The sequence below is a fragment of the Synechococcus sp. R8-2 genome (assembly GCF_047461715.1).
In the GTDB taxonomy this organism is placed as follows: Bacteria; Cyanobacteriota; Cyanobacteriia; order Thermostichales; family Thermostichaceae; genus Thermostichus.
Genome location: NZ_JANSHQ010000453.1, coordinates 1 through 7,942 on the forward strand (window position 1 = coordinate 1; position 7,942 = coordinate 7,942).

Genomic DNA, 7,942 nt, shown 5'->3' on the forward strand with positions numbered 1-7,942 from the left:
GAGGAAAAAAGCGACCGCCTGCAACGGCTGAACCGACTGGTGGCCGAGGTGGCCGCCGCCCGCAGCGCCCGACTCCTAGGCCAGGTGCAAGAGGTGCTGGTGGAAGGCCCCAACCCGAAAAACCCCCGCCAGGCAATGGGGCGTACCCGCGGCAATCGCTTGGTGTTCTTTGAAGGGAATCCAGAGCAACTGAAGGGATCCCTGGTGCCGGTGCGCATTACCGCCACGCGAGCTTTTTCGCTGACCGGAGAGGCAGTTACCGTCCGCGCGAGCGGGCCATAGGATGAAGGCTCTCACAAACACAACTTTCCCCAGTTCCCTCTTGTCCGATTGCGCCGGCGGAGCGCCTCTCCAGGGAGCTGTTTCGCTGAGAAAAACCATGCCCTCCTGGGTGAACAGCTTTAAGGCAACCGCCAGGCAGTCACTGCCCTTTCCGCCACGCCGACCAGGGCACAACCACCGCCCTAGCTAGCTTTCTTCCGCGCAGCAGTAGAACGGAGCTTCATACACAACGTTTTGGCAACAGCAACAGGCCGGCGCTGGAACAGGCCCCGAATACCTGCCCTGCCTAGCGCAAGATTTCAAAATCCAAAACGGGCTCTGTCTGGGTCACGCGGTAGTACCCGGCCTGGGTACGAACCGAAGCCTGATAGGGGCTGGGCAAATCTAGCGAGCGCAGGGGTGGGATGTTGGTGCGTTGGTTCAGCAGCGTGGTGAAGAAGGCGGTGGTCTGCCGGGCCTGGGAGCGCACCACCTCCTCAGGGAAAATGACCGGATCCACATTCCTGCCTGTATCCAACAGGATCCTGTCTAGGGCATCTCCCACCGGATAGGAAGGATAGGCAATTTGGGCCAAGGCGGATCCAATCGGGATCCCGGCGGACAGACAACCCAGAAGAATGGCCAAAGTCAGACGCATGTGCTGGGATTCCTCCTGCGCTACAGCTTTTCCTCAACACCGGAAAAAAGCGGGGTTTGAACGTTGCTCATTGACTTGGATCCCCATGAAGCCTACCTTTTGACCGGCAGCTAAGGCGGATTCTACTCGAAATGCCTCGATTGGCAACCGCCTGCAACCCAATGGAGGGCCAACATGACAAAGGATCTCGCCGCCGACTAGGATCGGGATACTCTGCTTGGGATCCTTAGACCTGTGAGTGTTTGTGTTCGCATTGCCCCCAGTCCAACTGGAAATCTGCACATCGGCACCGCCCGGACGGCAGTGTTCAACTGGCTGTATGCCCGTCGCCACGGTGGCCGGTTCATTTTGCGCATTGAGGACACCGACCGCGACCGCTCTTTGCCCCGCTACACCCGCAACATTTTGGCGGGCCTGGCCTGGTTGGGCCTAGACTGGGACGAAGGGCCGGTCTACCAGTCCAAGCGCATCGAGCGCTACCAAGCAGTGGTGCAGCAGCTTCTAGATCAAGGGCTGGCCTACCGCTGCTACGTCAGCGAGGCAGAGCTGGAGGAGATGCGCGCTGCCCAGAAGGCTGCCGGCAAAGCCCCCCGCTACGACAACCGCCACCGCTTTCTCACCGAAGCCCAGCGACGAGCCTACGAAGCCGAGGGGCGGCAGCCAGTGATCCGCTTCAAAATCGAGGAGCCCCTAGAGGTGTCTTGGGTGGATCTCATCCGCGGCCCCATTACCTGGAACACCCAGGATTTGGGAGGAGACATGGTCATTGCCCGAGCGGATGGCTACCCTCTCTACAACTTGGCGGTGGTGGTGGATGACATCGACATGGGCATCACCCATGTGATTCGCGGCGAAGATCACATCGGCAATACCCCCAAGCAGATTTTGCTCTACCGTGCTCTTGGCCACGAACCTCCCCAGTTTGCCCATTCTCCGCTAATCCTGAACCCGGAGGGGAAAAAGCTCTCCAAACGGGATGGGGCAACTTCGGTAGCAGAGTTCCAGCAACTGGGCTTTTTGCCGGAAGCTCTCAAGAACTATTTGGCTTTGCTCAGTTGGTCGCCCCCGGATGGGGAAGAGCTTTTCTCTTTGGAAAAGGCGGCTGCGCTGTTCGACTTTGACCGGGTTAACCGTGCGGCTGCCCGCTTTGACTGGGACAAGCTCAACTGGATCAACAGCCAGTACATCAAGCGGCTTTCTCCGCCAGAACTGGTAGAACGGCTCACCCCCTTTTGGCAGGCGGCAGGGTTTGACCTTTCCGAGGTGCCGGATCCCACCTGGTTAGAAGATGTGGCCCGCCTGATTGCCGATGGCATCGACCGCCTGGCAGAGGCTCCTCCGCTCAGCCGCTTTTTGTTTCAGGAGCCCCTCAGCTACACGTTGCCAGCTCTGGAACAGTTGCGCCTGCCTGGGGTGGCAGAGGCTATGGCTGCAATGGCCACCACGTTGGCTGCTGCCGAGCTGCCCCAGGTTTCGGCGGACAGCTTAAAACCGCTGGTGGATCAGGTGGCCAAGGGCCAGAACATGAAAAAGGGCCTGCTGATGAAGAGTTTGCGGGCCGCCCTGACAGGGGATCTGCAGGGGCCGGATTTGCTGGAATCTTTTGCCCTTCTCCAGCGGCGGGGCTGGGCTTTGGGGCGGTTAGAGGCTGTGCAGAAGTTGGTTCCTTGTTGATGGAAGCCCATCTCTTGCTGTCATGCCTTCGGTTGCCTCTGTTGAAAGTGCTCCGCACCGCTGCCGCAATCGGGATCCCATGCTGTCACGCCAGCTACAGGCTGCAAACCAAATTGTCCAAGAACTGGTGCTGCTCTCTTCTCAGTTATCTTCCCCATCCTCTTCGGACTCTGTAGAGATGGGGGAGCTGGAGCAGTGTGTGCTCAAGCTGGCCCAGACCTTGGTACAGCAGATGGTAAATCGCCTGGGCGCGGCCTCAGCTCGCCTTTGGATTTTCGACCCGCAGGAAGGATGTTTTCAGTCGGTGGCCCATGCCGGCCTGCTCAGTCCTGCTCATGACCAAATTCAGCGGATCTATCCTGACGACAGCCCTTTGGGACGGGTGGCCCAGGAGGGTCTGCCGCTTTTGAGCAACAATCCCGCCCAAGAAGCCTGGATGCCCGCCCCGGAGTGGGTGAAGGCCAATGGCTTGCGAGGCTTTGTTGCCTACCCGATTAACCGAGGGGAGGAGCGGCTGGGGGCTTTGGCTCTGTTGAGCCGGACACCTCTGGAAGCCAGCTTTCTGGAAGTGGTGAAGTTCCTCTGTTCCTATATCGCCAGCGCCATCATCAATGCCAAGCTGCTGGAGCGCAGCCGACGGCAGGCGGTGCGGGAGGCGCTGCTCAACCGCATCACCAGCACTGTTCACCGCTTTTTGCAGTGGGATCAAATCGTCAGCACTGCCCTGAAGGAGCTGCAGCAGGCCTTTCTCTCGAAAGGGGTGAAGGGGCTGAGCCGCTGCTGTTTTTACAGTCTCAGCCCGGATCAGCAGACGGTTCGGGTCAGCCATGAGGCCCTGAGCCCTGGGCTAACCCCCTCCCTAGGAGAGGTGTACCGGATCCAGGACTTTGGCTCGCTGTGCGAGCGCCTGCGGACGGGGCAGGTGGTGCAAATAGCCTTGCCTCTGCTGCCGGATCGAGATCTCCTGACCCCAGAGGGGTTGGCCGCTCTCCAGGCGCTGCAGGCTTGCTCGGCGGTGCTGATCCCGGTGCAGTCGGTGGGCTCGGCAGGAGTAGGGCTTTCGGAGGTTGGCGGGAAGGATGGGGGACGGCCCGGTTTGGCTGCAGAGCCAGGGGAGATGATTGGGTTGTTGGGAGTGTACGTCACCACACCCCACCTTTGGCAGCCGGAGGAGATCGAGCTGTTGCGCTCGGTGGCCTCTCAACTGGCCATTGCCCTCACCCGTTCCAGCCTGTTCGAGCATGCCCATCAGCAGACGGAACGGCTGGCTCTGTTGCACTCGATCACGGCGGCGATTCGCTCCAGCCTGGAGCCCACCACCCTCTTCCATGCGATCACCCAGCAGATCGGGGCGGCTTTTCAGGCAGATGTGTGTATCTTGGCCCTCTGGCAGCCGGAGCAGGAGCTGCTACACCCTGTTGGCCTTTATGCGCCGCAGCTTTCCCCCACCGTTCGCGTGGGCGGGACGGAGTCGTTGCTGGACACTCTGTTGCCGACAAGGGGGCCGTTGGTGGGATCCCCAGATTGCCCCTGGGTTGAGCCTGGGATCCCGCCGGACTTGCCGGAGACGATTCGAGCCAAGTTGCGCTTGGGGGCCAGTTTGCTCGCCACCTTGAGGGGGCCTGTGGTGGTGCCGGAGCCGCAGACGGCTCAGTCCTGGGCCGATCTAAAGCCTCAGAGCCAGGGGAGTGGGCTGTTGTTGGTGCCCCTATTTGCTTCTGAGCATCCGGACAGGCCCCAAGAACTGTTGGGGGGCATTGCCCTAATCCGCTACCCTGGCAGCGATTCCCTGACCCCTCGTCCTTGGCAGCCGGAGGATCTGGAGTTGGCAGAAGCCGTGGCCGAGCAGGCGGGGATCGCCCTCAAGCAAGCGCGGCTTTACGAGCAAACCCGTAGCTCTGCCCAGCGGGAAAGCCTTTTGCGCCAGATTGCCCAGCGCCTCAGCGGCACCTACAATCCCCAGGAGGTGGTGCAGATTGCCCTCGAGGGCATGGCAGAGGCTTTGCAGGTTGAGCGGTGCAGTTTTGTGGCGCCCTGCAGTGGCCATGAGCCGTTCGCAGCCTCGTCGCGACAGCCTTGCGGTTCCCCTTCCCCTGCCGTAGGCAGAGCAACAGCCCCACCAGAGGCGGGACGGAGTCCTTTGGCTCAGCAACCCTTGGCCGGCGCTCCTGCAGAACCTCTGGCCATCATCCAAGAGTATTGCCGTCAGCCGGGGATCCCTTCCCAAAGGGGACAGACGCTGCCCCCTGAGCTAAGCCAGCTCCTCTGGGTCAATTGCTACAGCCACCTGAACACGCTGCTGATTCCAGATGTCAACACCTTCCCATTGTCTGCCCACGCCCGCCGCCATCTGCTGCAAAAGGGCATCCGCTCCCTGTTGGGTGTGCCGATAGTCACCGATGCTCGCCAGGTGGCCGGGGTGCTTTGCGCCTTCATGCCGCCGTTTGAGCCGGCAGTTCGGGGAAGCAAAACCGCCGATATCGCCTCAGAAGCCGCCGGATTTTCCCCCAGAGATACGGACTTGGTGAACGCGCTGGCGGACATTGCGGCAGTAGCCTTGCAGCGGGCCTCTTTCTACGAGCAGGTTCGCCGTCAGGAGGCGACGGCAGCAGCTTTGCGGGGCCTAACCGAGGGGCGAGAGGCGGAAAGTCGTCGGTTGGCCGCCGATTTGCACGACCAAACCTTGGCAGATCTGGGAGCTTTGTCTCGCCAGATCCAAGAGCTATCCGGCGATCCGACCATTGGCCCAGCCGGACAGGCTCAGTTGCGGGCCATGAGCGCCCAACTGCGAGAGACCATGGCCGAATTGCGCGGGATCGTGGAAGATTTGCAGCCGACGGCCATGCGGGCCTTTAACCTTGGCCCGGCTCTGCGCAGTCTCCTGGAACGGGCCGCCCAACGTTCCCCCCATCCTCTCCTCACCCGTTTCGACAACCAAGCCGATGGCCTGCTCTCCCGTCTCAGCCCCACCTGCCAGAGCAACATTTTCCGCATCGTGCAGGAGGCTCTGAACAACATCGTCAAACACGCAGGGGCACGGCGCATCGATCTCATCATTCAGCCCAAGGCGCAACAGGACGCGGGTTCCTCTACCAACCCTCAGGCTCCCTACACCCACTTGGAGCTGAAGATCATCGACGATGGCTGCGGTATGCCGGCGTCCAAGAGTGGGGTGGATCCCGCCCAGCCGTCTGGCCATGGACACGGGTTGCTCAACATGCGCTACCGAGCCGAGTTGATCGGGGCAAGCATTGCTTGGCGTAATCGCCGCTTTGGCAGTGGCACAGTTGTAGAGCTGCGAGTCCCTCTGCCGCCGAGTCCCCGATCTTGCGGCTAGCCCCCCCTTTTCTGAGGTAGCAGACGCAGCATTTTCAGTCTCAACCTGTTCTATAGTCGTTTAAGCTCAAGGGTTCCCGGTTCTCTAACCTGTCTGGTGGAGGGATCCTCTCACGCCGGCAGGACGGAGTTTTTGCGCTGTCGTTAACACTGCGAGGAGAAGCATCTGTGGCCTATCGTGTGACTTTGATCCCTGGGGATGGCATCGGCCCGGAAGTGGCCAAGGCGATGACCACGGTCTTGGAGGCTACCGGGGTTGGGTTGGAATGGATCCCGGTAGAAGCAGGAGTGGAGGTGATCGAGAAATACGGCACCCCCTTGCCGCCCCAGGTGTTGGAGTCCATTCGGGAAACCAAAGTGGCGATCAAAGGGCCGATTGGCACTCCCGTAGGTACTGGCTTTCGTTCGGTCAACGTAGCCATTCGCAAGGAGCTGGATCTCTACGCCAATCTGCGCCCGGCCAAATCCATGCTCGGTGTCAAAAGCCCTTTTCAAGACATTGACCTAGTGGTGGTGCGGGAAAATACCGAAGATCTCTATGCCGGGATCGAGTTTGAACGGGGCACGCCGGAAGCCATCCAAGCGCGGGAGGAAATGATGCGCCTTTCCGGCAAACCCATCCGCGAGGGATCCGCCATTGGCATCAAGCCCATTTCGGACTTCGGCAGCCGCCGCATTGTCAAATTTGCCTTTGAGTACGCCCGCCAGAATGGCCGCAAGAAGGTGACGGCAGTTCACAAAGCCAACATCATGAAGTTCACCGATGGCTTGTTTTTGCAGGTGGCACGGGAGGTGGCCCAGGAGTACCCCGACATCGAGTTTGAAGATCGCATCGTGGACAACATGTGCATGCAACTGATGCAAAAGCCGCAGCTCTACGATGTGCTGGTGCTCACCAACCTCTATGGGGACATCATTTCCGACTTGTGCGCGGGGATGATCGGCGGGCTGGGGGTGGCGCCGGGGGCCAACATCGGCGACGGCATTGCGGTTTTTGAGGCCATTCACGGCTCTGCTCCCAAATATGCCGGCCAAAACAAAGTCAACCCCTGCGCTCTGATCCTCTCCGGGGCGATGATGCTGCGCTACCTAGGAGAGCGGGAGGCTGCCGCAAGGGTGGAGGCGGCGGTGCAGGCGGTGATCGCCGAGGGCAAGCAGGTCACCTATGACCTGGCCACAGGGGATCCCGTCGGCACTCAGGAGATGGCAGAGGCCATTGCTGCCCGCGTGCAGGAGATGGCTTCGCAGTAGGGTTTGGCGCCAAATGTTTCTGATCCCAGGCTCCCCAAGGGAGGGGGGCTAGAGGACTCAATACCCCAAAACCGGATCCACCACCCCTAGCAAGGGATCCCCGGCCCGGAAGCGCCGCACATTTTCTCGCACCCGCTTAGAGAGGGCTGGGACAATCATGGCATCGGTAAGAGCAGTGTGGGGGGTAATCAGGCAGTTGGGCAAGCTCCAGAGGGGATGCCCATCCGGTAGGGGCTCGGGATCCGTAACATCCAAGGCAGCCCCGCGAATGACCCTCTGCTGCAGGGCGGCCACCAAGTCGGGGGTCACGATGTGTTTTCCTCGCGCCACATTCACCAACCAACACTGGGATCCCATCTGCTCCAACTCAGCTTGGGCGATGATCCCCTCGGTTTCCGGCGTGAGGGCCAAAGCCAGGATCACCACATCTGCCCCTGCCAACACCGTTTGCCGTTCCGCGAGTGTCACCACCCGCGTGGCCCCCGGCAAGGGATCCGCCTTGCGACGCACCACGTCGATGGAGCACTGAAAAGGCTGCAACAGCTTGATCAACTCTTGGGCGATGCCCCCGGCCCCAAAAATGACCACGCGGCTGCCCCAGAGGCTGGTACCGGAGCCCTCCTGCCACGTTTGGGCCAAGGCGCGGATCTTCAAGTCGCGCAAGCCGGCCAAGGTCAAGGCCAAGGCATGTTCTGCCACCGGTTGAGCATAGACTCCCTTGCCACAAGTCCACACATAGGCAGGATGCAAAACCCCTGCCCG

The 7,942-nt window shown here is 60.9% G+C and carries 6 protein-coding genes; 4 read left to right on the forward strand and 2 right to left on the reverse strand.

What is annotated here, in order from left to right; translation table 11 throughout:
- Positions 1 to 282: TRAM domain-containing protein (locus tag NW819_RS10880; protein WP_414413741.1), on the forward strand; the 282-nt coding region annotated here is incomplete at its 5' end.
- 286 nt (positions 283 to 568) lie between these two features.
- Here the strand turns inward: NW819_RS10880 and NW819_RS10885 are convergent.
- A complete protein-coding gene (locus NW819_RS10885) occupies positions 569 to 919 on the reverse strand; it encodes a hypothetical protein (RefSeq protein WP_011433285.1) in 351 nt (116 codons plus the stop codon).
- A 234-nt stretch (positions 920 to 1,153) separates the two neighbouring features.
- Here NW819_RS10885 and gltX point away from each other — a divergent pair, with 234 nt between their 5' ends.
- The 3 genes from gltX to NW819_RS10900 all read left to right on the forward strand — a co-directional run bounded on the left by gltX (position 1,154) and on the right by NW819_RS10900 (position 7,180).
- On the forward strand, positions 1,154 to 2,593 hold the full coding sequence (gltX, locus tag NW819_RS10890; protein WP_414413742.1) for a glutamate--tRNA ligase: 1,440 nt from the start codon (positions 1,154 to 1,156) through the stop codon (positions 2,591 to 2,593).
- Positions 2,594 to 2,615: 22 nt separating this feature from the next.
- A complete protein-coding gene (locus NW819_RS10895) occupies positions 2,616 to 5,930 on the forward strand; it encodes a GAF domain-containing sensor histidine kinase (RefSeq protein ID WP_414413743.1) in 3,315 nt (1,104 codons plus the stop codon).
- A gap of 167 nt (positions 5,931 to 6,097) precedes the next feature.
- Positions 6,098 to 7,180, forward strand: coding sequence for an isocitrate/isopropylmalate dehydrogenase family protein (locus tag NW819_RS10900; RefSeq protein ID WP_414413744.1), 1,083 nt, complete (start codon positions 6,098 to 6,100; stop codon positions 7,178 to 7,180).
- A 57-nt stretch (positions 7,181 to 7,237) separates the two neighbouring features.
- Here NW819_RS10900 and NW819_RS10905 read toward each other — a convergent pair.
- A partial coding sequence (locus NW819_RS10905) for a D-isomer specific 2-hydroxyacid dehydrogenase family protein (RefSeq protein WP_414413745.1) occupies positions 7,238 to 7,942 on the reverse strand: 705 nt, incomplete at its 5' end.